The sequence below is a fragment of the Treponema sp. UBA7570 genome (genome assembly GCA_002477955.1).
Taxonomy (GTDB): Bacteria; Spirochaetota; Spirochaetia; order Treponematales; family Treponemataceae; genus Treponema_D.
Map to the genome: position 1 here is coordinate 1 of DLLE01000028.1, position 23,426 is coordinate 23,426.

Sequence of the window (23,426 nt, forward strand, 5' to 3'; positions counted from 1 at the left end):
TTTTCAGTTTTCCTTTTTTTCAAGTGAAGATGAAGAAGGAGACGAAGCCAAAGATGAAACAGGCGCATTGTACTGGAAATTCCGCATGATTATTCCAGACGGATTTTTTTCCATCGCACAGTTTCCGTTCCAGTCGTAGAAGAATTCTTTTTCGGAAACGGTTTTTCCTTCCGCATTTTTAAGAACCGAGCGAATCATATTTCCTGCGGAAAAAGTCCGTGTCTCCTCAGTCTTCAGGCTTCCGTCCGCGCCGAGCGTTTTTATTGAAGAAGCCTTTCCGTTTGAATACGAATAGTTCACGCTCTCGTAAAATCCGCTTGCATCGTAGTTTTTTTCCTGAGCCAAAGTTGAGTCCGCATTGTAGATATATTCAACACGCTTGAAAAGTTTTCCGTCCGCATAGAACGAGGAATAATCTTTTATCCGTCCGTCTTCCGTGTAGATGTATTTTTCAGTAAAGTTCAGCGCGCCTGCCGATGAATAAGTCTTGCATTCAGAAAGCCGGGATTTTTCGTTGTAGAAATATTCCGCGCGCCACTCAATCTCGCCGCTTCCTGAATAAGAAGTCTCGCTTGCAAGAAGACCTTTTTCGCCGTAGCCGTAGGAATAACGCCACTTCACGTTTTTTGACGAGTCAAGCCCGGTGATTTCTGAAATCTTTCCGTCCTCAAGGAATTTCCGCCCGACAATAGTTTTTTCCGAGCCGTCGTCGTTGAACTGAGTTTCCTTAAAAATCCGCCCGTCCGCAAATTCAAGAACGCTGTATTTTTTTAACGTGTCTGGAGAAGCCCCGCGGTATTCTGTGACGGAAACCGGCGAGCCGCTGAATTCAGGAGAGGTAGCCAATGTATTTTTTGAAACTGAAACCGTGTTTTGCGGAAAAACTTCTGCGCCTCCAAAAATAAAAAAAGATGCAAACGCCAAACAAAAAAAACGAGATGATTTCATTTTTTCTTAAGTCTCCATAAAAAATTCTCATTAAAAATTATACAAATACAAAAAAACGGTTTCAAGACAAATAAAAAAAGCAGGGCTAAAACGGAGACATATTTAGTCCTGCTAAAGAAACAACGGTTAAATATGAACTTTCAAGTATTATTATTTTACAGAGCCCCCTCCTCTTCTGCCTGCGTATTTTCAGCAGGAACATTTTCTGTCGGAGCAGCAGAATCTGCATTGTCACTGGCAGCCTGTGAGTTTTGTGTTTCTAAGGCTTTTGTTTCAGAAAAAGAAGTTTCAGGAACATTTTCCTGTGCAGCAGCATTTGAATCTACAGCAGCTTCTGTTTTTTTCGTTCCGGCGCAAGAGAACATCATTGCGGCAAACGCAACCATTGATACGGCGATAAAAATTTTCTTTGTTGTTTTCATTTTTTCTTCCTCTTATTTATAGTTTTAATTTCATTATCTGACATATTACTTTGTCATTATCCGGCTTGACCGGATAATTTCTAAACAGATTCCCTTGTCAAGCAAGGGAATGACAGTAATGTTTCCCAATTTTTTTCTACTCAGCAAGCGCAAGGCTTTTCTCGCTGAAATCTCCTGAAAGACGGCAGACCGCAACCTTGTCATCCGCGCTGGAAGAAAAATCCGAAATCTCAACATTGTCAATCAGAATCGCAGTGTCGGAAACTTCGACTGGAAGAACTTTTCCAGAAAGAGTCTGAACAGAATTTTTTGATTCCAAATTTTCCTTTGTAAGTTTTTCAGGAACAATGTAGTCGGCAATGTTCTTTGAAATTTTTTCAGAATCAGCAACTGTGTCAACCGGAGCAAGAACAGTAACGCCAGAAGCCGAAACTACAGAAGCAACTGTGTCAGAAGAATTTTTGAGGACTTCTGCAAAAACCTTGATTCCGTCAACTTCCTCAATCGACTTTGAAATTTCCTGAGCCGAAAGAACGCCGTCGTCAGCCGGAGCAGCCTCGTTCTGGACATTCAATCCAGCTGCAGCGCCAGCATCTGAAATCGGAGAAGAAGCCAATTCCTGCGCAAAAAGTCCTGCCGAAACCAAAGCAGCAACACCGATAACAACTGTAAGTCTTTTCATAGTTTTTTCCTTATCAAAAAAACGTTTTGGATTCTAAAAAACAACGGACTTCAACGCTCAAGCATCTATTCCGTCTCCTCCGTTTTTTGATAAGACAATCCTACAGTCAGCGTTTCAAGACTTTTTATTGAAAATGTCAAGATTATGCAAAGATTTTAAATTTGAACCGCAATTTTCCGTCATATCCGGCCAGCCGTGGTTCCGCCTTTCGGCTTCATTGCCGCACTTCGCATTGCTCCGTTCCGCAACGGCTACGCCGCCACTCTTGTCCGGGGTAAATTTTCCGCTCAAACCTTTCATTAACGCATTTTTTTCTAACTTAGCGTAAAAAAAATCCCCGGCTCTTCCCTTTTTATTTAAGGAGAGCCGGGGATTTTTGATTTTTATTATTTTTATTTTTATTTTTTTACAGCCTAGGCATTGGCTTTTTTAGCGTTGTGCTGGGCTACGAAAGTTTTTACACCTTCAACCACAAGCACGATTGCCAAAACCGCCATTGCAAACGCAAATATAAGCTGGAACCAGTTGCCCCAATGCATTGCGTTTGGCGCGTGTCTTACCATTGCAGAGATTTTTCCAACAACAGTAAAGATAAGCTGTGTCAAAGTCGCAGCCAACATAAATGCCATTGGAATAAAGAACATTTTATTGTTTTTACCGGCTTTTCCAAGCCATGCCGCAACTGCAAGAAGAGCAATTCCTGCAAGAAGCTGGTTTGCAGAGCCAAACAGCGACCAAATTGCAGATAGTTTAAGTCCTCCAAGGATTGAACCAATCACAACCATCATTGTTGTTCCAAAAAACGGATTTGCAAGGATTTTGCGGACTGGAGATTTTGCATCTTTCCATGTTTTTTCATCTTCATTCAAGAAGAGTTCCGAGAACATAAAACGCGAAAGTCTAGTTGCAGAATCAAGGCTTGTAAGCGCAAATACAGAAATAGAAAGCGTCAAAAGCGCATTGATTATTCTATAAATTCGTGTCGAAGAATCTCCGAACATAATTGCAATTCCGTTTCCAAAAGCTGTGGCAGGAGAACCATTAAACGACCATATTCCGTTTTCTACGTGCATAAATTTTCCAGAAACCATGCCAAGAGCAATCAAAGAAATTACACCAAGAGCAGACTCAATCAGCATAGAACCGTAAGCGATTGGCCTTGCGTTCTGTTCAGCATCAAGCTGCTTAGAAGTAGTTCCAGAAGCAATAAGAGAATGGAAGCCAGAGCAAGCGCCGCAGGCAACTGTAATAAAGAGAGCCGGGAACATATGTCCGATTGACTGTGTCCAGCCTGTAAAAGCAGGAAGCTCAAAATGAACACCGCGAGCTGAGCCGGTAAAGGCAGAAACTACGATTCCGGCAAGAGCAAGAAGAATCATTGCATAAAGCAAGAACGAAGAAAGATAGTCGCGAGGCTGCAGCATAATCCATACAGGAATAAGAGAAGCCAGGGCAATGTAAAGGGCAATAACAACAATCCAAGTTACGCGTCCGCCGCCAAGACCAACATTCAACCCAAGAACAATAATTCCAACAATTGCAATAATTCCGGCGATTGTCGCAGGAAGAGTTTTTACACCAAAGCGGTTTGTAGCAAGTCCGTAGATTACAGCAAGAATAATAAAGCAGACAGAAATCATTGCAGTCGTCTGGTTTTCAGTAGGATGAAGAACAAAAAGACCGGCTTCTTTTACTCCGTCTGCAACCTGCTGCGCAGTAAGGGCTGGAGTAAAGAAAGTGCTTGCTACAACATTTACAAACGAAGCAATTACAAGAATCAAAACGAGAAGCGAAAAAATAATGAACAGTTTTTTAGCAAATTTTCCCATCGATGTTTTGATAATCTCGCCAATTGATTTTCCTTCGTTGCGAATTGAAGCAAAGAGCGAACCGTAATCTTGCAAACCGCCAAAGAAAATACCGCCAATAACGCACCACAAAAATACAGGAACCCAGCCAAAAACTGCGGCCATAATCGGACCGTTAATCGGGCCTGCGCCAGCAATCGAAGAAAAATGGTGTCCCATCAAAACGGCAGGCTTTGTCTCAACATAGTCAACGCCGTCAGGCATAAAATTCGCCGGAGTTGATTTTTTAGGATCAATTCCCCACTGTTTTGCCAGATAAGCGCCATAAAAAACATATCCGGCAAAAAGCAAAGCAAGAGCAGCAATAATAATCAATAAAGCTGTCATAATCTTTTCCCTCCATTGGAAAAAAACTTTTTTCAAAAATCACCTAAAAACCGTCAAAACTGAGCAGTTCAAAATCAAGGCAATTTTTATTAAATAAAAATAATTTGCTTAAAGACCTTCTTCAAATGCCCTGCAAGCCTATTTACCGCAAAACTTCCGCAAGAAAGATCCATTACAGCCAGTCTCAAATCACTCCATCCCCGAAAAGTAAAATTATAAGATTTGTGCTTTTTTATTTTTCTGCAAGTTTTCAGAACTTCGCCACAAGTTTTTTCAGCAAGCACAATCAAAGTAACGTCAGAAGTTTTGTGCCCTTCAACCGGCTTAACCTTTGAAATTCCGTCGTTCCAGGCAAGCTCTGCAAGTTCCGCCAAACGCTCGGCCGACAATTCTTTTTCGAGCGCAAAATAAACGTACTCATGAGTATAAATGTCCGAAAGATGCGCGATTTTCAAGAGCATGTACTGCTCCGTGTGAGAATGAAATTCCGCAGTCGCAACAAAAGGGCTGACAGGATTTTCAGTATTCAAGTCGTAGTATCTTTTAAAAGAGTCAAGCAACTTTTCCAGAACTTTTTTGCTGTCCATAGTTATGTAATACCATTTTTATAAAATTTAATAAATAGTAAACTTCTTAAGTGTCGTTAAATTTCAGTTTTATTTATAATTTTACGGGCGCTTCTGCCATAAGGCAGACCGAGTATTCCGCGGCTACGGCTTTCGCCTCCGACCAAAGGCAAGCCTTTGTTTTCGCTACGCTCACCGCTCCATCCTCTAGCGCGGTTCGCTTTAGCGAACAGTTCAAATCCGAGTTTTGCGTAAGCAAAATCTCGCAGCGTGCCTGCACGCACACTCTCTAGCGCGGTTCGCTTTTAGCGAACAGTTCAAATCCGAGTTTTGCGCCAGCAAAATCTCGCAGCGTGCTTGCACGCACACACTCTAGCGCAGTTCGCTTTTAGCAGTCTGCGCACGCAATTTATTTGAAAAAATTTTTGCGCAGTTTTCAGGAATCCAGCCTTCCTTTACAAAAAACCATTTTTCGTAATTATCGTCAATTTTTACTGTCGAGCTTCCTTCTACAACCCTGATTTCGCCACGGCGCAAATAACTTTCGACAGGATTTTCATATCCGGCTTCTTTATGGCAGGCTGTATAAGGAGAAGTTACCAAAAGCCATTCAACTCCAGGTTCAATCGCCATAGGTTCAAGGCTGTCAAATTGAATTTTTTCATTTTTTTTTGAGCAGGAAATAAAAACTAAAGAACCAAAAATAAACGCGCAAAAAAGAAAATTTTTTTTCATCGATAAAACCTGGCAAATCTTCAATATTAAAGGCTGTCTGCCAAAAACTTGCAAATCTGAGGATAAATAAGCAAGTCAGAATCTACAAAATTCAAAGTCGGAATCTCTGCAAGCTCAGCCCAGCGGTACTCGGTGTGTTCTGTCAAATTAAATTTTTCCGTCATTCCGTCGTGCGGAAGATGTATAAGATACGCATGCAAAGAAAAATCGTCGCCGTTATGCTTAAACGTCGCTTCCGCAATTTTTTTATCGACACTCACCCTTACGCCGAATTCTTCTTCAAATTCGCGGATTATCGACTGCTCGTCCGTTTCCCCGTCTTCAACTTTTCCGCCCGGAAATTCCCAGCGGCCGCCCATCTGCCCGACAGGATTTCTATGTGCAATAAAAACTTTTTTTTCGTTAAAAGCAATGCAGGCAATCGATTTTTTATTCATTTTTTTTATATAGCTCCAATAAAATCAGTTTTTTACAGAAAAAGAACACGTGGAAAGATAAAATGCAGGACTCCGGCAATTATGCAGAAAATTCCAAGATATTTTCTTCCGCCTATAAAAACAGTCGTTAAAAACGCCGGAAATTTTAATTCAACATTTGACTTTTGAATATAGAATTCAATTAAAAGCGCAAAGCAGGCCGCAAGTCCGGCAACAGCAGGAATCAAATCTCCAATTACAGGAACATCGTTCTGAACTGCCGAAAGAAGCTTTAAGATTCCAGTAAGTCCGGACAAAATTGCAACTACAAGCCGGAAAGTCATATCGTCAAAAAAAGTACCTTTTGAATTGATTGCAAACTGAAGCTTTTTGTCAAAAACAGAATCGTCTTCGCTTTCTGTCGAATCACTAGAATTTTTTTCAACTTCAGAATCATGATTTTCTGCATCAATTTCTTCTGCCGCTTCGCTTTTTTTTGCTGTAAAGTCGGTGGCATAAACAAGAATAAGACCTGCAACAACATTCAATAAAATCGAAAGAAAATAAATCTGTAACATTTTTTAACTCCTATAGAAAGTCAAGATTAAAACTTCAGTTTTATGATTGGCTTTTTTAAGTTCTCCGTAAAATTTTTAGCGTTTTTCAACTGGACATTTTAAATTGACGGATTTTCCATCAAGAAAAATTTCTACATTTATATAAAATATATCATAATCATGGATAGTTGTCCGTAAAAAATTTTCATTCCCGTTATAAATATTCAGTTCCACGCGCTTTTCAACAACATTTTTTTGCGCATCCAGAAATTCAATGCCCACATCAAAATTCAGCGGATTTTCAATTTTGTATTTTTTTGACGGCTCTTCAAATTTTACGCTCACGTAGACAGTTTCTTCAAAGGAAAAGGCTGTAAGCTCAATGGGAACTCCGCCCAAAATATTTTCGTTTTGCCTGTTAAAAAATCCAAGAAAAACTACGAGTAAAAAGCAGATTATGAGCGCCATAAAGACAAGCCTGTTTGTTTTTGTCGAAACAAGAGCCTTAAAAAGTCCCGGCTTAAAAACCTTAAATGTTCCGTCGTAAAGGTTCTGCACTTCTTGAGGAGCATTTTTTAGCCTTTCTTCGCGACTGTAGTAAAAGACCATTTTGTCTTCCTCGCTTTCGCCTCTGGCTTCTTTTTTTCTGCTAAAATCCATAATTCTTCCAAAAACCGCGTTTTTAATTCATTCTAGTTCATAAATGAAGAAACAAGAGAATCTGTGCGCCACCATACGATTTCGGCCTTTTCTTTTTTTATGTAAAGAGCGCTTATAATTCCGTTTCCGCTGAGTCCAAGCGAATAATACAGAATCTCGCTGTGCTCAACTGGAAGCGAGCGTTTTAAAATTTTCTGTCCGCTCGGCTGCACCATCTGAATCAAATAGCCTTTTTCTGTCGGAACAGAAAAGAAAAACCAGCCTCCGTCTGTAACGCCCAAAAAGTCAAAAGGAATAGAAAAAACTTCTTTGCTCAGATTTTCCGAAACCGATTCCTCGTGAGGAGGAATATCAAGCCCTTCTTCATAAAGTCCGGTTTCTACGTTGAGAGGATAAAGCATTGTTTTTTCAAAATCGATGCCCGACTGTACTTTTGTAGCCGGATCGAGATAGTTTTGAAAATAATTTACCTGGACATAGAGTTTTCGGGAAACGCTGTCAGGAATTACATTTTCAATCGAAATAAAATTTATATTTTCAGAATCATTTAAGTCCTTAAGCTTTGGAACAAGTTTTTCGTTAAACGGAACCGAATAAAGCAAAAAGCCGGAAGAATTGAACCAGTAGACAAGAGGTCCTTCGTTCGATTCGCATACAACAACAAGCTCGTTGTTTTTTGTGGCATAGATATTTTTTATAAACGGAAACGGAGTTCCGCCTGGCCCCTGCTGTCCAAGATAATCAATAAAAGTTCCATCGCTGTTAAAACGCAGGACAATGTAGCTTAAGAGAAGCCTGTTTTCTATGTCGTTTTCCTGGCGCTCCGCAGGAAGAGTGTCAACTGCGTAAAGGCATTTGTTGGAATCTACCGCAAGAGGGCCAAGAGTGTTAAAAGGATATTCAACCGCTTTTTTAGTTGAATTTACAGAAGCCTTGTCTGCAAAAGAAGGAGTTTTTGTGTATTCGCTGTTGTAATAAAGAGTCAGAAGCTCGCCATAGGAATTAAGCTCGAGGATTTTTTTTGACTCGCCGTTTGCAATATAAAAAAAACCGTCGTGCATAGTCATAAACGTGTTTATTGAGCCGGATGTACTTAAATTAAAGAGATTTAACTCGTCTTCAAAACTGCCGTAATTTATTGTAAAAAGGTCTTTTTCGTTAATCGAAGCCACAGAATTTGAGCGGGCGCACGAAAACGCGCTTAAAAAACTTAAAGCCAGAAAGGTAAAAAAACATATTTTTGAAATTTTTCTTTGCATTGTAAAAAAAAGAATATAAAATTGAGCAAAGACCGTCAATGTATCTGATACGGCAAAACTTACGCCGGACTGGAGCAGCGCGCAGCGTTGGCATAGCCAATGGAGCAAAAGCGGAACTGCGCAAGGCCGGTTAGAACGCAAACTGCCGTCCATTTCGTTAAAAAAATCGGCATTGGTCAATTTTTTGCGTTTTTTTTCTATTCTTTAAGCAGTTTTTTTATTATACTATAAACATTATGTTAGACAAAATTTTCACTGCAATTTTCGGTTCTCAGAATGACCGTGATGTAAAAAAGTTAAGACCAATCGTTGAACAGGTCAATGCAAAAGAAGAATGGGCAAAATCTCTGGCCGCAGAAGACTTTCCAAAACAGACACAGATTTTTAAGGAACGCCTTGCAAAAGGTGAGTCGCTTGATGATATTCTTCCAGAAGCCTTTGCTCTTTGCCGCGAAGCTGCTTTCCGTGTAAGAGGCGAGCGCGCTTATGACGTTCAGGTTATGGGCTCTATCAACCTGCACATGGGCCGCATTACAGAAATGAAGACTGGTGAAGGTAAAACTCTTGTTGCCGTTGCTCCTTCGTATCTGAACGCGCTTTCTGGAAAAGGCGTGCATGTCGTTACTGTAAACGATTACCTTGCAGAACGCGACGCAAACACAATGCGCCCGGTTTTTGCCTACCTCGGTTGTACTGTCGGCGCGATTCTTTCCAATATGGACAATGCGGCTCGCCGCGAAGCTTATGCCTGCGACGTCACTTACGGAACAAACAATGAATTCGGCTTTGACTACCTGCGCGACAACATGCAGGTTGAGCTTAAACAAAAAGTTCAGCGCGGATTCAACTATTGTATCGTAGACGAAATCGACTCCATCCTCATTGATGAAGCCAGAACCCCTCTTATTATTTCTGGCGCTGGAGAAGACGACACTTACAAATATTACGAAGTTGACAAATATGTCGGCGAATTTACCGAAGTTGCAAAAGACCCTGCGACGGACGACTATCCGGACGAAGTTCAGATGACTCCGGAAGAGCGTGCCGCAATGGAAGGCGACTACAAAATTGATGAAAAATCAAAAAGAGTTTCCTTTACAGACAAGGGCATGGATCATATCGAAAAGATTCTTCATCAGCACAATTTGATTCAGCCAGGAACAAAACTCCAGGACGAGCAAAACTTTGAATTTTTACACTACTTTACACAGGCGCTTCGCGCGCACCTTCTCTATCAGAACGATGTTGACTATGTTGTAAAAGACGGTCAAGTTCAGATTGTAGACGAATTTACAGGACGTATTCTCGAAGGAAGACGATACTCTGACGGTCTGCACCAGGCAATCGAGGCAAAAGAACACGTAAAAATCGCCCAGCGCAACCGCACTATGGCAACCGTCACATTCCAGAATTTTTTCCGCATGTACGACAAATTGTCTGGTATGACAGGCACGGCTCAGACAGAAGCTGTTGAATTTTCAAAAATTTACAAGCTCGACGTTGTTGCAATTCCAACAAACCTTCCTGTTGCCCGCATTGACGAGCAGGACGAAGTTTATCTCAACGAAGAAGACAAGTGGAACGCAATCGTTAAAGAAATCAAGACCGCCCACGAAAAAGGCCAGCCTATTCTTGTCGGCACGGTTTCGGTTGAAAAATCAGAACATCTGTCCGCCCTCCTTACCCGCGCAGGTATCAGGCACGAAGTTTTGAATGCAAAGAACCACGCGCGCGAAGCCCTCATCATTGCAGAAGCCGGCGCAAAGGGCGCTGTTACTGTAGCAACAAACATGGCAGGACGCGGTACTGATATTAAACTCGGCGGAAGCTACGAATCTCGCGCACTAAAACGAGTTGGAACAAACGCAACTCCAGAACAGCTAAAAGAAGCAGTTATCGCAGAAAAAGAAAAGTGGCAAAAAGATTACGAAGAAGTAAAATCTCTCGGCGGTCTTTACGTAATCGGCTCAGAGCGCCACGAATCCCGCCGTATCGACAACCAGCTGCGCGGACGCTCTGGACGTCAGGGAGATCCTGGACGCTCAAAATTCTTCATTTCGATGGACGACGACCTTATGCGCCTGTTTGGCGGTGAGAGAATGAAGCACATCATGACAAGAATCGGAATGGAACCAGGAGAACCGATTTATCATCCATGGCTTACAAAAGGAATCGAAAACGCACAGAAAAAAGTAGAAGAGCGCAACTTTGAAATCCGTAAGAACCTTATCGACTACGACGATGTTTTAAACGACCAGCGTGAATATATCTACGAACAGCGCGATGGAATTCTTTCGGACGAAAAACTCTCAGAACGCATAATGCTCACGGCTCAGGACTATCTTGACCAGTGGTTTGAAGAATATTCACACAACCGCAAAAACGGACTCACCACTCTTTTGACACAAATCCGCGAAAATTTCGGAGTCCAGCTTCCGGCGGAAGATGTTTCAAAAGAAAAAGTTATGGCGCTTCTCCAGAACGATCTGACAGAAAAAGAATCTCTCGTTGGACACGAACAGTTCAATATGTTTATCCGCTACCAGTATTTGCAGTTAATCGACAAAAAATGGCTCGACCAGCTCGAATTTTTGGACGGCTTAAGAGAAGCAGTTCACCTTCGCTCTTACTCATCAAAGAATCCGCTCACAGAATACAAAATAGACGGTTTTAACGCATTCGAAGATATGCTCGAAACCATCCGCCTCACAATTGCAGGCAGAGTATTCAAAGTGCGCATTCAGATAAATCCAGCTCCACAGCCGGCGCAGCGCAACATTCAGATGAACGCCCAGCATCAGCAAGCGCAGAGCATGGGCCAGGCAGCGGACGGTGTAAATGCGCATCAGAGCAGACAGGCTGCAAGCAGAGTAATGGTAAACGGCCGTCAAGGACAGAGTGTTACAGTCCGCCGCACAATTCCAAAAGTCGGAAGAAACGATCCTTGTCCTTGCGGAAGCGGCAAAAAATACAAACAGTGCCACGGACGCTAAAAAAACTTTATAAAAATTTAGGGCTTTCCTGCCGTGCAAGCACGGCAGGCCGGGTCATTCAGGGTTACGTGCATAACACTTTGCGAGCCCTTACTGCCCCTAAGCCGTTTTATTTTCCTGTATGGCCGGGAACTCCGCGTCTATTCAATGGCCAGAACCTGTAGCTCGTAGTTCCGAGAATTTTAGAGCGGTTTACATACTGCGGAGAAATATCCGAGTAATAAGTTACAGAAACCGGGTCTAAACTTGTAAGAGGCGCAAGCCAGTTGTCATAAGAATGGCGCATATCAAGCGAATTAAAGCGGTTGTCGCCCATCATAAAATAGCAATTCTGCGGAATATACTGAGGATTGCCGTCTTTGTCGTTTGCCGGAAAAACAGGCATATTGCGTCTGTCCATCAAAAATGCATAAGAGTTTAGCATTGCCGCAGTTTTCAATAGTTCCTGAATTTGAGAATCAGACTTAACCTGCTCTATGTTTTTACCTGCAGCAAGAAGCTGAGCATCCCTCAAGAACAGTCTTCCAGCAACTTTTTTTATCATAAGGTTAAGCTTAAAATTTGCTTCTGAGTAAAGATCTCCGTTAAAATTAAAATCCGCATTTTCCGTCCAGGCAGTCATAAAGCGCTCAAAGCTTTTTGCCCCGTCTTTATTTGAAAGAAGAGCCTGCGCATAAAAATAATGCTGCGCAAAAAGGGAATTTTCAAAAAGATATTTGTCCGTAAAAAGAACATCCAGACTGTTATTCTGCTTTTCTGAAGAATAAGCTGCAAAGATTTTTTCAAAACTCTTGGAAATCGACTTTGCCTCTATTTCAAAGAGCTTTATGTCAAAAGCATTGCGCTGTTTTTCACATTCAATCATAGAATCATATTCTTCCTGGCCTACAACATAACTTTCTCTTGTAAGTCCGCGCTTGATTGAATTTTTTACAGTATTTAAATTCCATTCTGCATATTTTGCATCCTGTTCAACAACCTTCCATTCGTCGCTTGCCTTTGTCCGCGAATAAAGAATTCCGTCCTGCATCATAAGCTGCTCCCCAGGAACACCGGCAATTCTTTTTACAAGAGGATCTGCTTTTGGATTGCCGCCTTCATCAACGTTCAGATTTACCGTCGTCAAAGTGCACATGTATACAATCTGGCTCAAGAATGTCCGTACCTCGCTTTTTCTGTCGTTTGAATAGTGAGGATTTCTAAAAACAACAATGTCGCCGCGCTTATACTTTTTTACATAAGGAAGTCCAACTTCCGAAAGCGGGAATTTGGGACCGCTCGCAGTCTTAAAAACAACAACGCGATCCCTTATCAAAAATTCTGGAACCATCGACTCGGAAGGAATCTCATAAAGCTGGACGATAAAAATGTTCAAAAGCAAAACCATAAAAACGGCCTGCACAAGAGCGTCAACCCAGCTCAAACATTCAAAAGCAATTCTCTTGATTCCTTTTTTTGTTCCAATCGAATTCTCGTTTATAAATTTCTTCCAGTTTTCGTCAATTTTGGCAATTCTCTTTGGATTAAGACAATAAAGAATCCACAAAGACAAAACACTTGCAACACACCAGAAAACAACTTCAATTAAATCGATAAGATAAAAAGTTCCGTGATTTCCCGCCCGGCGCAAAACAAAGGCAATTAAAAGGACATAAGGCTCATACTGCAAAAGTGTACGGAAAACGCTTATAAAACGCAAATCTTTCTTTCCAAAAAGCTGGCTATAACCAGCCCAAAAAAGAACGCCTGTAAAAATCAATGCAAGCGGAAACGCCGTCAAAGAAACGTCCAAAGACACTGAAAAACACAAAACAGAAAAAATTGCAGACGAAAAAACGGCTGCAAGGGACAAAACTTTTAATTTATCTTTATTCATGATAAAAAAGTATAGCAAAAATAAAATAAACAGACTACTCTAAAGAAAATCTGCATAAAAAAAATTGAATTAAAAATCTATAAAAATGGAATAAAGATATGTCCGAAATTTTTAATAAAAAGATTGCCTTAGAAATGGTCGGAAATGACAGCGAGCTTCTGTCAATTTTAATCCAGGCCTTTTTGAGCGTCGAGTTTTCGCCAGAAAAACTGAATGAACTTGTTCTCTCCAAAAAAAATGGAGAAGCGGCTTCGTACGTCCATCGGGTAAAAGGAGCGGCAAGACAACTCGCAATGGAGAAACTTGCGCAAATCGGCCAAAACTTGGAAGATGTCCTGCGCGAAAAAACTACAGGAGAAGCTCAAAAACTGACAAATGATTTTTGTGAATGTTATTCAGAAAGCTTAAAAACAATTCAAAAGGAAGCCAGCTGACAAGACCCGCCGGCTGATAAGCTCCTGTTAAAAATCAAGGCTTCTTAAAAACTTTCCTTCGATTGTATAAAGTCCGGCTTTTATTTTGCCATCGGAACTTATATCAATAAGTCCGCAGGTTTTTCCGTCATCGCATTTTGGAAGGCTTATCGAACCGGGATTAAAATAGTAAAAGCCGCTGCTTTCTTCCAAAACAGTAACATGGGTATGTCCGCTTACAATCAAAGTCCCTTTTGGAAGCCAGTTCTCTAGTTTTTCGCGATTGTAAAGATGTCCGTGGTGAACAAAAACTCTTCTGTTTGAATCAAAAACTGTCGTATAGGCGGCAAGACACGGAAATTCGAGCACCATTTCGTCAACTTCTGCATCGCAGTTTCCGCGAACGCAGATAATCCGCCCCTTGTTTTCGTTCAAAACCGAAGCAACTTTTTTAGGATTCCAGCCTTCCGGCAAAGGATTGCGAGGCCCGTGATTCAGATAATCTCCGCAAAGCAAAAGATAATCAGCCTGTTTTCCAAAACAATCAAGCGCTTTTTCCAGGCTCTCTGCGCTTCCGTGAATATCCGAAATCACCAGATACTTCATATTTTACCCCGATTTTTATTTTTTTATCTGTTTGTATTCGTTGTAAGCAAGAAGGAATGGTCCTACACCTTTCGCATCGTCCTGAACAATCGGTTCACTCATATAATAATCAAATGTTCCGTCGCGGCGCAAATCTTTTTCCGGGCCTAAACCTGCAACAAGACAGATTCCTCCAAGGCTCAAACGTCCAGAATCAGTATTCAGATATTTGTCGCAAATTCCTTCAAAAGCCCTGATTCCTGCTTCCTGAAATTTTTTGTCTTCAAGAATTTTTGTGCGGTAGCCTTTTAAAAGTGAATATGCAAAAATTGCAGAACCAGAGGTCTCCAGATAATTCTTTCCTTTTCCTGGATAATTTGGAACCTGCCACCACATTCCGCTTTTGTCCTGAAATTTAAGCATGCTTTCGCACAAGTCAATGAAAATGCCCTTTAATTTGTTCCAGTTTTCGCTTCCGCGGTCAGGAGCAATATTAAGCGTATCCAAAAGCGCCATGCTGAACCAGCCGAGCGAACGAAGCCAGAAATTTTTGCTCAAGCCGGTTTTTTTGTCAGCCCAGAACATTTTTTTTGAACTGTCATAACCGTGATAGTAAAGTCCTGTCTTTGGATCGCGCATAATTTTGTAAACATTGAAAAACTGGTTGTAAGTATCTTCTATGTTTTTTGAATTATTGAAAAGCTTTTCGTATTCCATGTAAAAAGGCTGAGCCATGTAAAGACCGTCAAGCCAAACCTGATTCGGATAAATCTGCTTATGCCAGAAATTTCCTTCGGCAGTGCGCGGCTGGTCTTTTACCTGTTCGTAAAGACGATCCAAGGCCTTTTTGTATTTTTCTTTATTTGTGTAGCGGTACAAAACAAAGAGATTTTTTCCGCCGTTGAGCTCATCGCAGTTCCAGGTGTTTTTGTCGTAACCGTCAATTGTTCCGTCATCGTGGATTCTGTAATCTTCATAGTAATCGCAAAAATCAAGATACTTTTTGTCACCGCTTGTGCTGTAAATTTCAAGCAAAGCCATAATCATGCAGCCGTCGATATAATCCCAGCCAGATTTTTTTCCGGCCCGGGCTTTTTCGATATTCCAGATAGGAAATTCTGCCGTCGATTTAGACATCAAATCGTCAATATAGTGTTCAATTACAACTGCATCCATTTATTTTTCTCCAAAATTCTTATTAAACTCAAAAAAGCCATTTTTACCGGCAAAGAAATTTTTCACTTCTAAATGCAGATTGTAAACGGCACAATATTTTGATATTATAGCATAAAGTATTTTATAAGGGAACATCTAAAACCGCACAGGAGCAAATTTTAATGTCTGATCCAAAATCAATTTTCAGAACTTTAATTGCAGATGCAATAAATGAAATTATCAAGGAAAAAATGCCTGAAACACCGGCAGTAAACGAAGAAACAGTCGTTGTTCAGGATTCTCCGGATCCAAAAATGGGAGATTTAGGCTCTCCAATGTTTGTCTTTGCAAAATCACTGCGCATGGCGCCTCCAGCAATCGCACAGGAAGTTGTTCAGAAAATCGGCGAAAAAGCGTCTTCTTTTGGAACAGTTTTAAATGTCGGTCCTTACGTAAATGTAAAACTCGACAAAGAAAAAGCCATCGCTTCAATCCTTTCAAAAATTGAAGATGAAAAAGATTCTTACGGCTCTCTTGGAGAAAACGGAAAACCGCTTCTGGAAGGCGAAAAAATAATGGTGGAGTTCTCTTCTCCAAACACTAACAAACCTTTGCATCTCGGACACATGAGAAACGATGCTCTCGGCGAATCTGTAAGCAGAATCTTAAAAAAAGCAGGCGCCGAAGTTTACAAGGTAAATATTATAAATAACCGCGGAATTCACATCTGCAAGTCAATGCTCGCATACAAGCTTTTCCACGAAAAAAACGGCGACACTCCAGAAACTCTTGGAATGAAGGGCGACCATTTTGTCGGCCAGTGCTATGTTGAATTTGAAAAATACTTAAAAGGCGAAAAAGACAAGCCGGAAACAGCGCATCCACAGGCACAGCAGCAGGCAGAAGAAATGCTCGTAAAATGGGAAGCCGGCGATCCAGAAATACGCGCGCTCTGGAAGACAATGAACGACTGGACTTTTAACGGAGTAAACGAAACCTATAAAAGAACAGGCGTCAGCTTTGATAAATTCTATTTTGAAAGCGAAACATACCTTAAGGGCAAGGACGAAATTGCAAAAGGCCTCGAAAAAGGCATTTTCTTTAAGGCGGAAGATGGTTCTGTAAGAGTTGATGTGACCGAAGCTGTCGGAAAAGGAAAAGACGGAGAAGACCACGAAAAAGTTCTCTTAAGAAAAGACGGAACTTCTGTTTACATAACACAGGATATTGGAACTGCAATCAGCAGACACAGCGACTGGCCGTTCAACCAGCTGATTTACGTTGTTGCTTCTGAACAGATTTTCCACTTTAAGGTTTTATTCTATATTCTTAAAAAGCTAGGCTTTGAATGGGCAGACAAGCTCTACCACTTGAGCTACGGTCTTGTAAATTTGCCAAACGGAAGAATGAAGAGCCGCGAAGGAACAGTTGTCGATGCAGACGACCTTATCGACTCGCTGCACGCAGATGCCCTCAAAGCAATTAAGGAGCGCGGCCGGGAAGATGATGTCGGCGATGCGGACGACGTGGCAGAAAAAGTCGCGCTTGCCGCCCTTCACTATTATTTGATTCAGGTAAGTCCTGTAAAAGACATGATTTTTAATCCTGAAGAAAGCTTGAGCTTTAACGGAAACACAGGCCCTTATTTGCAGTACATGGGAGCGCGCATTGCCTCGATTTTAAGAAAAGCAGAAAACGACGGAATCGCTCCGCTCGAAGCAAAAGACGCCGCGGTATTCTTAAAGGCTACGGAAGAATGGGATCTTTCAAAACGCCTTGGTGAATATCCCCAGGTAATTGCAAAGGCAGCCGCAAACAAGGATCCGTCTGTAGTCGCGGCATATCTTTACGATATTTCAAAGCTCTTTGCAAAATTCTACCAGAACTGTCCGATTCTTTCGGCAGAAGATGAAAACACAAAAAAAGCGCGTCTCACGCTCGCAAAGGCGACCTTACAGGTTTTAAAAGAAGCAATGAGCCTTGTCCTAGTGCCGTATCTTGCTAAAATGTAAAATATTTCGGGCTGTTCTAAAAACTGGCAACTCTTCAACAAAAGACAGCCATAAGACAGCAAGAACAAAATAAACACAAAAAAACTCCGTGCCATTAAAACTGGCTCGGAGTTTTTTTTTGAATCACGCTCATAACAATGAAAATAAAATTTTAAACTCGAAATTGAATCTTTTAAAATTCAACAATTCTTTGGTTTTTATTGCCGGATTTTTCAAATTTATCATTGTACAGATGACAAGCTAATCAGCACAACACTGATTAGTTTATCATTACAGCGCTGACTAACTAATCAGTATATTAGTGATATGTTAATCAGCACACCGCTTACCAGTTTTATCAGCGCATAGATGATTAGCTTTATCATTACATTACTGATTAGCCTAATCAGCAGTAATTAACACGGAGATGTTGCAATCAATATCATTGAGATAAAGAAAAGATTAGCACAGAACAAATTCCAGCAAATGAACGGAGATTTTTATTAGCCCAAAATGTCGAGTTTTGATAAGAACAGTAATTTAAGCGTCATTATTCCCATGCTACGACACAGGAATCTGTTGGAAATTTTTAATGTCATTATTGGGTCAAGCCCAATAATGACATTAAATTATAAAACTCGAAATTTAGGCTATCTATTTTTCAACCAAGTATTTAGTTCATCATACTTTTGTAAAAGTGAATTATATATATTTTGTGAAATGTAATCTCTTACTATTTCTTTGCTAGAATCATCATACGTATACGAACCTTTAAAATTTTCAGAACAATTTACACTCACCACTTCTTTTCTTATAAGAGATTTTGTTTGTGTATCATAGAGATAGATATTATACATTCCTGTAAAATTTATTTTTGTTTTTGTTGGTATTAATGCAGCTATAATAAATGGTATACCTACCGCGGTAAAAATTCCTCCTGCTACAGAATAACTTTCAGCTAAATCTTGTGCATATTTATCATTCTTATAAGTCTCTCCTAAAACAAGCATAGGCAATCCTCCAGCAACAAACCCGCCTCCAAGAGCTCCCATTATAACACCAGCTCCTTTATTATCTTTATAATCCAATTTATTTTCTACAACTTCAACAAATGTAGCATATCTACTATCGCTTTTATATAACTCCATTTCTTGTAATGAATAAATACCGAAATATGAATCAGCTTTATTATTTGCAATCCCTGAAGTTTCAAGATTATATCCAAGTTGTCGTAAACTTTTAGTATTTACAATTGCTTTTGCCTGATCAAATTCTGATGTAACAGTGTCTACATTAGGGGACCAAAATCCTGGAGAAACTTTTGTACTTGAAGATGTTGATAAAATATTGTTATCAATTTTAAACCCTATAAAATCCATTTTTGGATTTTCATAAGATGAAGTTATTTCATATTTAGGAATAGTTTTACCAACAGTTATTGCTGTAGCGCATGACAAAAACAAACATGGTAAAATACAAATTAATAGCAATATTAACTTTTTTTTCATAATAATCTCCCTTAGTTCAATGAACTGATACAAAAAAAATATTATAGAATTGTACACCCCCCCCCGATTTTGTACAGTGCTTTGAAAACTCGCAGTGTTTTCAAAAAATGGAAAAATTACTATAATTGGCTTTAATTATGAATGACTTTAGAAAAGATTTTCCGTTATTTAAATCAATAGATGAAAAAAGCTCGGCTTTGAACGGCTCGCTTATTTATTTTGACACGGCAGCAACTGCGCAGCGTCCTTTTTGCGTTCTTGAGGCTATGAATTCTTTTTACGCTCAAAACAATGCCAATCCTCTGCGTGGAATTTACGACTTGAGCGAACGCGCTACTAAAATTTACGAGGATGCCCGTTCAACAGTTGCAAATTTTATCAACGCAAAAGAAGCAAGAGAAATTATTTTTACACGAAATTCGTCTGAAAGCTTGAATTTGGTTGCCTACACTTATGGAATGCAAAATGTTCATGCTGGAGATGAAATCGTCGTTTCGATTATGGAGCACCACTCGAATATTTTGCCATGGCAGCTTGTATGTTCGCAAAAAGGCGCTGCTCTGAAATTTATGTATGTCGACAAGGAAAGCGGCGAAATTCCAGAAAGCGAATTTGCAAAAATCACTCCAAAAACAAAAATTGTCGCAATTACTCAGGTTTCTAACGTTTTGGGAACTACAAATCCAATTAAAAAAATCGCGGAAATTGCGCACAAAAACGGCGCTGTAATCGTTGTTGACGGAGCCCAGTCTTCTCCTCACATAAAAGTTGACGTTCAGGCTCTCGATGCCGATTTTTTCGCGATGAGCTCGCACAAGCTCTGCGGTCCAATGGGAATCGGCGCGCTTTACGGAAAAATCAACCTTTTGGAAAGCATGCCTCCATTTTTGCGTGGCGGAGAAATGATTGAATATGTTACGGAAACAGAAGCGACCTGGGCAGAAGTTCCGCACAAATTTGAGGCAGGAACTGTAAGCGCAGGCGATGCGGCAGGTTTTGCAGCGGCAGTAAAATACATTCAGTCTGTCGGAATTGAAAATATTTCAAGGCATGACAATATTCTTGCGGTAAAACTTATTGAAGGCCTAAAGAAAATTCCTCACGTTTCTATCGTTGGAAACAAAGACGGAAACAAACGCTGCGGAATTGTAACTTTTACGGTGGATGGAGTTCATCCTCACGACATTGCTACCCTTCTTTCTGACGAAAAAATTGCAATCCGGGCAGGGCACCATTGCGCGCAGCCGCTGGGAGCTTATCTTGGAGTTCCGGCAACAGCAAGGGCTTCTTTGTACTTTTACAACACAGAAGAAGAAATCGACTTTTTCCTGTCAAAAGTTGCAAAACTGCGGGAATGGTCAGGATACAAAGACTGATTGTAAAAATCTAAAAAACGTTGTTTTTTGCTTACAAAGATTACCTTTCTCTCTCTAAAACAAAAACGCTATAATTTTTGGTATGATTACACTGCTTGCAAAACTTTTCATAAAAAATCACAAAAATTACTGCGACTCAAAAGTCCGGCTTGCCTATGGAACTTTGTGCGCATTCGCAGGAATTTTTTTTAATATTCTTCTTTTTGCGTCAAAATTTATAGCGGGCTTAGTTTCCAAAAGCGTCGCAATCACGGCAGACGCCTTCAACAACCTGTCAGACGCCGCAAGCTCAATAATTCAACTTTTTGGATTTAAACTTTCCTCAAAGGAACCAGACCAGTCTCACCCTTTTGGACACGGAAGACTTGAATACATTTCCGGCCTTATAATCAGTTTTTTGATTTTGCTCATGGGAGTTGAGCTTTTAAAATCTTCAGTTCTCTCTCTATTTAATCCGCCGGAACTTTCTTCTGGATTTTTTTCAATTGCGGTAATGCTCGCTGCAATCGCCGTAAAATGCTACATGTATTTTTACAACCATATCACCGCAAAAAAAATCAATTCGGTTGCGCTCGAAGCAGTGGCAAAAGACAGCTTAAGCGACTGTATTTCAACTTTTACAGTTATAATTGCGACAATCGCCGGAAAATTTGTAAGTTTTCCTGTCGACGGCCTTGCAGGAATTCTAGTGGCAGCTTTTATTTTACGCACAGGCTGGGAAAGCGCGAAAGAAACGATTGCCCCTCTTTTGGGAAAAGCGCCGACAAAAGAATTTGTAATGCAGGTTCAGGCCGAAGTTTTGCGCCATAAGCCAATATGCGGAATGCACGATCTGATTGTCCACGACTACGGGCCTGGACGTCTTCTTCTGAGCCTTCATGCGGAAGTTCCTGGCGACAGGGATATTTTTGAGCTCCACGAAGTCATCGACGAGACAGAAATCGCACTTTCAAAAAAATTCAAATGTGTCGCCGTAATCCACATGGATCCAATCGATGTAAAAAATGAAAGGCTGAACCAGATAAAACTCTTTATGCTCAACGAACTGCCAAAAATCGACGACGACCTAAAATTTCACGATGTAAGGCTCGTTCCGGGCTCTAAGCATACAAACCTTATTTTTGACGTTGTAAAGCCGTTCGACTGCCCGCTTTCGGACAAAGCTCTAAAATCAAAAGTTTCAAAACTTATAAAAGACAGTTACAGCGACATCAATTGCGTAATAACTGTCGATTCGCCGTTTGTACAATAATTCATAATTCTTTATAATGTAAAAAATGAATACAAAAGAACTTTATAGAGAAATATTAAACGACCATAACGTAAATCCAGCCCACAAAACGCAGATGGACGGAGCCACCCTTGAACTGCACGGTGTAAACCCAAGCTGCGGCGACAACATTGTGCTCTATCTAAAAACAAAAGACGGAATAATCACCGACGGCTCATACACAGGTTCGGGCTGCGCAATCAGCCAGGCAAGCGTAGACATGATGCTAGACCTTGTAATCGGAAAAACCACAGAAGAAGCGCAAAAACTCTACGATATTTTTACAGGAATGATTCACGGAACGGCATCCGAAGAACAGATTGAACAGCTCGACGAAGCGGCTTCTCTCGAAGACATTTCGCACATGCCAAGCCGCGTAAAATGCGCAGAGCTCGGCTGGCGAACCCTCCACGAAATGATTTCCACTCCGGCAAAAACTCAGGAAATTCAAAAAACTGCAAGCCAAAGCCACGAAAGCTGCCCGGCATAAAACAAAACTTTCAGCCCAAGCCAGCCGGCAATTTTTTTCTGGTCAAATTGCAGTTTTTCACACAAAAAAGAACTTTTCCGCTAAAACAGGAATTTTTCCGTCAAACCCCGGCGATTTCGCGCAATTTTCTGATTTCCGCTTTCCACAAATCAACCAGCTTCTGAGGTTCAAGCGGAACCGCATTCTTCCCAAAACTCAAGATTTTAGACAAAACTTCCGTCATATCGGCGGCAGGAAAATTCAATTCTAAAAAATCTTTTTCTCCGCCTTCTCCGCCAAAATTTTCCGTCATAACCTGCTTCGGATGCCATTTTTGAGTCTTTACAATCTGAACCGCTTTTCCATAAAACCTGATTTTTACATTTTCTGTCTTCTCGCCAAGAAAAATTCCAAAACCGTTTTCGATATAATTTTTAAGTTTTTGCTCAAAATCGTTTCCGTGCTCTTCGAAAGGCTTTTTTGTCAACGAAAGTTTTTTTATTCTAGCAACGTTAAAAGTGCGGATTTCATTTCTCAAATAGTCAAAACCGACGACATACCAGTTTCCGCCGTAATTTATAAGGTTGCACGGTTCAAAAATCCGCTCAGAAAGCTCATTTTTCGTATTTGTGTAAACAAGCTCAAGGCAGAGCAAATCCCGCATTGCGCCGCAAATTCCGGTAAAAATTTCAGGCTCCAGACTTTCCGCCGCCGGAATTTCGTACAAAATCCGCCCGCAAACCTTCAGATAATCCTTTGGAATCTGGCTCTTCAAATTCTGCAAAAGCTCGCTGCTCACAGCCGGAAAATAATTTGCATTTTTGAGCATTGACTGCATCGAAAGATATGCCAAAATCAAATGCTGGTCTGCAAATTTTAGTCTTTCAAAGCTGCCGGCATAAATGTATTTTTTTTCTTTAAAATTCCATTCGATCGGAGCTTCAAAACGGTCGCGCATATATTCAATATCACGCTTAACCTGCCGCTCGCTAACTTCAAAATAATCGGCAACATCCTTAACTGTAAAATTTCCGCACGAACGCAGTTTTCGGTCAATAAAAAGGATTCTTTCGGTCTGGCTCATAAACAAGATTATACCACATTTTTTTGAATAAAAACCGTACCGCATTCTTCCGTCACGGCCGGCTAACCGGGGTTCGCTAGGCGCTCATTGCCTTGCGGCAACGGCACAGCCGCCCCTAATATCCGGGGTAATTTTTCCGTAAGCAAAAACATTTTCCCTGCCAATAGTTTTTGTGCTATAATAAATTAAATCTGTTTTATAAAAACAGGTATTGCAAGTTTGCGTTGCAAACTTTCTTATCATCTATTGTTTCTCACTTCGTTGCG

At 40.7% G+C, this 23,426-nt stretch carries 21 protein-coding genes; 6 read left to right on the top strand and 15 right to left on the bottom strand.

Annotated elements, in window-relative coordinates; genetic code table 11:
- Window positions 1-3: 3 nt before the first annotated feature.
- The 10 genes from B4N75_RS02705 to B4N75_RS02750 all read right to left on the bottom strand — a co-directional run bounded on the left by B4N75_RS02705 (window position 4) and on the right by B4N75_RS02750 (window position 8,440).
- Window positions 4-948, bottom strand: a complete 945-nt coding sequence (locus B4N75_RS02705; RefSeq protein WP_296706546.1) for a hypothetical protein — start codon at window positions 946-948, stop codon at window positions 4-6.
- 155 nt (window positions 949-1,103) lie between these two features.
- The gene (locus B4N75_RS02710) at window positions 1,104-1,370 is read right to left on the bottom strand and encodes a hypothetical protein (protein WP_296706548.1); all 267 of its coding nucleotides are present in this window, start codon (window positions 1,368-1,370) and stop codon (window positions 1,104-1,106) included.
- Window positions 1,371-1,506: 136 nt separating this feature from the next.
- Window positions 1,507-2,052, bottom strand: coding sequence for a fasciclin domain-containing protein (locus B4N75_RS02715; protein ID WP_296667278.1), 546 nt, complete (start codon window positions 2,050-2,052; stop codon window positions 1,507-1,509).
- A 413-nt stretch (window positions 2,053-2,465) separates the two neighbouring features.
- Entirely contained in the window at window positions 2,466-4,247 is a 1,782-nt protein-coding gene (locus tag B4N75_RS02720; RefSeq protein ID WP_296667283.1) for a carbon starvation CstA family protein, read from the bottom strand.
- A gap of 89 nt (window positions 4,248-4,336) precedes the next feature.
- Window positions 4,337-4,834, bottom strand: coding sequence for a hypothetical protein (locus B4N75_RS02725; protein ID WP_296667285.1), 498 nt, complete (start codon window positions 4,832-4,834; stop codon window positions 4,337-4,339).
- Between the two features lie 351 nt (window positions 4,835-5,185).
- On the bottom strand, window positions 5,186-5,548 hold the full coding sequence (locus tag B4N75_RS02730; protein WP_296667286.1) for a hypothetical protein: 363 nt from the start codon (window positions 5,546-5,548) through the stop codon (window positions 5,186-5,188).
- A gap of 26 nt (window positions 5,549-5,574) precedes the next feature.
- Window positions 5,575-5,985 carry a (deoxy)nucleoside triphosphate pyrophosphohydrolase gene (locus B4N75_RS02735; RefSeq protein WP_296019636.1) on the bottom strand — a complete coding sequence of 137 codons (411 nt, stop codon included), beginning with the start codon at window positions 5,983-5,985 and terminating at the stop codon, window positions 5,575-5,577.
- 32 nt (window positions 5,986-6,017) lie between these two features.
- Complete coding sequence (locus B4N75_RS02740; protein WP_296667288.1) at window positions 6,018-6,542, bottom strand: hypothetical protein; 525 nt, start codon at window positions 6,540-6,542, stop codon at window positions 6,018-6,020.
- Window positions 6,543-6,617: 75 nt separating this feature from the next.
- Window positions 6,618-7,181 (bottom strand): hypothetical protein, encoded by a 564-nt coding sequence (locus B4N75_RS02745; RefSeq protein WP_296019639.1) that lies wholly within the window; start codon window positions 7,179-7,181, stop codon window positions 6,618-6,620.
- A gap of 32 nt (window positions 7,182-7,213) precedes the next feature.
- Window positions 7,214-8,440 carry an LIC_12708 family protein gene (locus B4N75_RS02750; RefSeq protein ID WP_414718206.1) on the bottom strand — a complete coding sequence of 409 codons (1,227 nt, stop codon included), beginning with the start codon at window positions 8,438-8,440 and terminating at the stop codon, window positions 7,214-7,216.
- Between the two features lie 236 nt (window positions 8,441-8,676).
- Here B4N75_RS02750 and secA point away from each other — a divergent pair, with 236 nt between their 5' ends.
- The gene (gene secA, locus B4N75_RS02755; RefSeq protein WP_296706550.1) at window positions 8,677-11,433 is read left to right on the top strand and encodes a preprotein translocase subunit SecA; all 2,757 of its coding nucleotides are present in this window, start codon (window positions 8,677-8,679) and stop codon (window positions 11,431-11,433) included.
- Between the two features lie 109 nt (window positions 11,434-11,542).
- Here secA and lepB read toward each other — a convergent pair whose 3' ends face one another.
- Window positions 11,543-13,309 carry a signal peptidase I gene (lepB, locus tag B4N75_RS02760; protein ID WP_296667294.1) on the bottom strand — a complete coding sequence of 589 codons (1,767 nt, stop codon included), beginning with the start codon at window positions 13,307-13,309 and terminating at the stop codon, window positions 11,543-11,545.
- 98 nt (window positions 13,310-13,407) lie between these two features.
- On the opposite strand from lepB, the gene B4N75_RS02765 reads away from it, so the two are divergent.
- The gene (locus tag B4N75_RS02765; protein ID WP_296019650.1) at window positions 13,408-13,743 is read left to right on the top strand and encodes an Hpt domain-containing protein; all 336 of its coding nucleotides are present in this window, start codon (window positions 13,408-13,410) and stop codon (window positions 13,741-13,743) included.
- A 27-nt stretch (window positions 13,744-13,770) separates the two neighbouring features.
- Here B4N75_RS02765 and yfcE read toward each other — a convergent pair whose 3' ends face one another.
- Both yfcE and B4N75_RS02775 read right to left on the bottom strand, forming a co-directional pair.
- Window positions 13,771-14,328: a phosphodiesterase gene (gene yfcE / locus B4N75_RS02770; RefSeq protein WP_296667297.1), complete on the bottom strand. Its 558-nt coding sequence runs from the start codon at window positions 14,326-14,328 to the stop codon at window positions 13,771-13,773.
- A 15-nt stretch (window positions 14,329-14,343) separates the two neighbouring features.
- Window positions 14,344-15,483: a glycoside hydrolase family 88/105 protein gene (locus B4N75_RS02775; protein ID WP_296667300.1), complete on the bottom strand. Its 1,140-nt coding sequence runs from the start codon at window positions 15,481-15,483 to the stop codon at window positions 14,344-14,346.
- 161 nt (window positions 15,484-15,644) lie between these two features.
- Here B4N75_RS02775 and argS point away from each other — a divergent pair, with 161 nt between their 5' ends.
- Window positions 15,645-17,474: an arginine--tRNA ligase gene (gene argS, locus B4N75_RS02780; protein ID WP_296667302.1), complete on the top strand. Its 1,830-nt coding sequence runs from the start codon at window positions 15,645-15,647 to the stop codon at window positions 17,472-17,474.
- A 629-nt stretch (window positions 17,475-18,103) separates the two neighbouring features.
- Here argS and B4N75_RS02785 read toward each other — a convergent pair.
- On the bottom strand, window positions 18,104-18,961 hold the full coding sequence (locus tag B4N75_RS02785) for a hypothetical protein (protein ID WP_296667303.1): 858 nt from the start codon (window positions 18,959-18,961) through the stop codon (window positions 18,104-18,106).
- Window positions 18,962-19,098: 137 nt separating this feature from the next.
- Here B4N75_RS02785 and B4N75_RS02790 point away from each other — a divergent pair, with 137 nt between their 5' ends.
- The 3 genes from B4N75_RS02790 (at window position 19,099) to sufU (ending at window position 22,097) form a co-directional block, all read left to right on the top strand.
- Window positions 19,099-20,337 carry an aminotransferase class V-fold PLP-dependent enzyme gene (locus tag B4N75_RS02790; protein WP_296667306.1) on the top strand — a complete coding sequence of 413 codons (1,239 nt, stop codon included), beginning with the start codon at window positions 19,099-19,101 and terminating at the stop codon, window positions 20,335-20,337.
- 82 nt (window positions 20,338-20,419) lie between these two features.
- Window positions 20,420-21,589: a cation diffusion facilitator family transporter gene (locus B4N75_RS02795; protein WP_296667307.1), complete on the top strand. Its 1,170-nt coding sequence runs from the start codon at window positions 20,420-20,422 to the stop codon at window positions 21,587-21,589.
- 25 nt (window positions 21,590-21,614) lie between these two features.
- Window positions 21,615-22,097 carry a Fe-S cluster assembly sulfur transfer protein SufU gene (gene sufU / locus B4N75_RS02800; RefSeq protein ID WP_273066729.1) on the top strand — a complete coding sequence of 161 codons (483 nt, stop codon included), beginning with the start codon at window positions 21,615-21,617 and terminating at the stop codon, window positions 22,095-22,097.
- A gap of 100 nt (window positions 22,098-22,197) precedes the next feature.
- Here the strand turns inward: sufU and B4N75_RS02805 are convergent, their stop codons facing one another.
- Window positions 22,198-23,205: a helix-turn-helix transcriptional regulator gene (locus tag B4N75_RS02805; RefSeq protein ID WP_296667310.1), complete on the bottom strand. Its 1,008-nt coding sequence runs from the start codon at window positions 23,203-23,205 to the stop codon at window positions 22,198-22,200.
- Window positions 23,206-23,426 lie beyond the last annotated feature (221 nt).

Excerpts from the sequence above, each read along its gene's own strand:
- B4N75_RS02790 (WP_296667306.1), top strand. The coding sequence starts at position 19,099 with ATGAATGACTTTAGAAAAGATTTTCCGTTATTTAAATCAATAGATGAA.
- B4N75_RS02725 (WP_296667285.1), bottom strand. The coding sequence starts at position 4,834 with ATGGACAGCAAAAAAGTTCTGGAAAAGTTGCTTGACTCTTTTAAAAGA.
- B4N75_RS02785 (WP_296667303.1), bottom strand. The coding sequence starts at position 18,961 with ATGAAAAAAAAGTTAATATTGCTATTAATTTGTATTTTACCATGTTTG.
- argS (WP_296667302.1), top strand. The coding sequence starts at position 15,645 with ATGTCTGATCCAAAATCAATTTTCAGAACTTTAATTGCAGATGCAATA.
- B4N75_RS02805 (WP_296667310.1), bottom strand. The coding sequence starts at position 23,205 with ATGCGGTACGGTTTTTATTCAAAAAAATGTGGTATAATCTTGTTTATG.
- B4N75_RS02740 (WP_296667288.1), bottom strand. The coding sequence starts at position 6,542 with ATGTTACAGATTTATTTTCTTTCGATTTTATTGAATGTTGTTGCAGGT.
- B4N75_RS02765 (WP_296019650.1), top strand. The coding sequence starts at position 13,408 with ATGTCCGAAATTTTTAATAAAAAGATTGCCTTAGAAATGGTCGGAAAT.
- B4N75_RS02735 (WP_296019636.1), bottom strand. The coding sequence starts at position 5,985 with ATGAATAAAAAATCGATTGCCTGCATTGCTTTTAACGAAAAAAAAGTT.
- B4N75_RS02795 (WP_296667307.1), top strand. The coding sequence starts at position 20,420 with ATGATTACACTGCTTGCAAAACTTTTCATAAAAAATCACAAAAATTAC.
- B4N75_RS02775 (WP_296667300.1), bottom strand. The coding sequence starts at position 15,483 with ATGGATGCAGTTGTAATTGAACACTATATTGACGATTTGATGTCTAAA.
- B4N75_RS02745 (WP_296019639.1), bottom strand. The coding sequence starts at position 7,181 with ATGGATTTTAGCAGAAAAAAAGAAGCCAGAGGCGAAAGCGAGGAAGAC.
- sufU (WP_273066729.1), top strand. The coding sequence starts at position 21,615 with ATGAATACAAAAGAACTTTATAGAGAAATATTAAACGACCATAACGTA.
- yfcE (WP_296667297.1), bottom strand. The coding sequence starts at position 14,328 with ATGAAGTATCTGGTGATTTCGGATATTCACGGAAGCGCAGAGAGCCTG.
- secA (WP_296706550.1), top strand. The coding sequence starts at position 8,677 with ATGTTAGACAAAATTTTCACTGCAATTTTCGGTTCTCAGAATGACCGT.
- B4N75_RS02750 (WP_414718206.1), bottom strand. The coding sequence starts at position 8,440 with ATGCAAAGAAAAATTTCAAAAATATGTTTTTTTACCTTTCTGGCTTTA.
- B4N75_RS02720 (WP_296667283.1), bottom strand. The coding sequence starts at position 4,247 with ATGACAGCTTTATTGATTATTATTGCTGCTCTTGCTTTGCTTTTTGCC.
- B4N75_RS02715 (WP_296667278.1), bottom strand. The coding sequence starts at position 2,052 with ATGAAAAGACTTACAGTTGTTATCGGTGTTGCTGCTTTGGTTTCGGCA.
- B4N75_RS02710 (WP_296706548.1), bottom strand. The coding sequence starts at position 1,370 with ATGAAAACAACAAAGAAAATTTTTATCGCCGTATCAATGGTTGCGTTT.
- B4N75_RS02705 (WP_296706546.1), bottom strand. The coding sequence starts at position 948 with ATGAAATCATCTCGTTTTTTTTGTTTGGCGTTTGCATCTTTTTTTATT.
- B4N75_RS02730 (WP_296667286.1), bottom strand. The coding sequence starts at position 5,548 with ATGAAAAAAAATTTTCTTTTTTGCGCGTTTATTTTTGGTTCTTTAGTT.
- lepB (WP_296667294.1), bottom strand. The coding sequence starts at position 13,309 with ATGAATAAAGATAAATTAAAAGTTTTGTCCCTTGCAGCCGTTTTTTCG.